This window comes from Cryobacterium sp. MLB-32 (assembly GCF_000738085.1).
Lineage (GTDB): Bacteria > Actinomycetota > Actinomycetes > Actinomycetales > Microbacteriaceae > Cryobacterium.
On record NZ_JPRS01000312.1, the window covers coordinates 1 to 1,289 of the forward strand.

Below are 1,289 nucleotides of genomic sequence, written 5' to 3' on the forward strand. Positions count from 1 at the left end.
TGGTTCGCAGTGGTGGCTAAACTGGGTTGTCATTGAGCGAGACATAGGAAAACCGGTGGGGTTCGTACAGGCAACCGTCGAAGACGACGGGTCGAATCTCGTGGCCGACATCGCTTGGGTCATTTCACCCGACTGGCAAGGGCGAGGAATCGCTTCTGAGGCCGCTTAAGCGATGGTCGCCTGGTTGCGATCAAACGGAGTCTGCCGCCTCACAGCGCACATTCATCCCGATCATCAGGCCTCCATGAAGGTGGCGCAAAATCAAGCCTTACACGCGACCTCATCGAAGAAGGATGGTGAAACTCGCTGGGAATCCCAGCAACCCTAGAGCGCCCGTTAGGGGTTCCCATGTGACACAGCATCGGCGCCCTTGGCGATCGAGTGGAGAGGCCGCGAATTCGTCGCGTTGGAGGTCCGGCTACTGGGACGTTGCGGCCGAACGCCGCTTTCTTCGGCTGGACTCCCATCTTGTGACGGCATCCGCGCGACTCCTATCGCCGCGTACCAAAGCGTGCGAAGGTGAGGAGATGTCTCGTCTACGCCGGCCGTCGCCTTCGTACTGGGTATGGCTTAGAGTTGTGGGGTGTCCAGCTGGATGAAAGTGGTCTGCGCTCTTGCAGCCGGCGGCGGCTTGGGGATTCTGTCATCGGTGACGAATGAATGGGCGTCTGTGCTCACTTTCGTGTTCAACTCCGGTTGGGCATGGGCCGGAATAATGGTGCTCGGTGGCTGGATCGGTGGTACCTGGCGTACAGCAATCCTGACCGGCATCCTCGCTGAACTCGCCGCCTGCACTACTTACTTCGCCACCGACTCATGGCTCCGAGGAGAGCCATTCACCAGTTACGCACTTGAATTGTCCTACTGGTCACTTATCGCCCTGGCACTCGGGCCCGGGTTGGGACTTGTCGGTGTGGGGGCGCGCGGCCGCGGACTGGGAGCGTTACTCGCTGGTCTCGTCGTTCCCTTCGGAGCGGCCCTGGAAATGGTCTGGCTGCCACGGTGGCCGCTGGACCCAGATAACACCCAATTATTTGTTGTGCAAATCATGGTTTGGGTTGCGGCAGCAATCAGCGGTGGACTTCTCCTAATCCGCTATTTGCGTCAGCGGCGTTCTACCGGTCTCGTACCCGTGAACAAAAGCCCCCATGGTAGCAAACGTATTGCCATAATCGTCGTAGTCGCGGCGACCGGCATCGCCGGCTCCCTATACATCGCTGAAGGGGGCGGACTCTTTCGCACCTCGAACTATGCGTGGAATCTCACCGAGGCTCAAGATACGGCAGAAA

Annotated in this window: 2 protein-coding genes; both read left to right on the plus strand. The window is 59.2% G+C overall.

The window, feature by feature from the left end; all coding sequences use genetic code 11:
- A partial coding sequence (locus JF66_RS25430) for a GNAT family N-acetyltransferase (protein WP_156109904.1) occupies window positions 1–169 on the plus strand: 169 nt, incomplete at its 5' end.
- A 414-nt stretch (window positions 170–583) separates the two neighbouring features.
- The coding region (locus JF66_RS18035) for a hypothetical protein (protein ID WP_156109905.1) at window positions 584–1,289 on the plus strand (706 nt) is incomplete at its 3' end.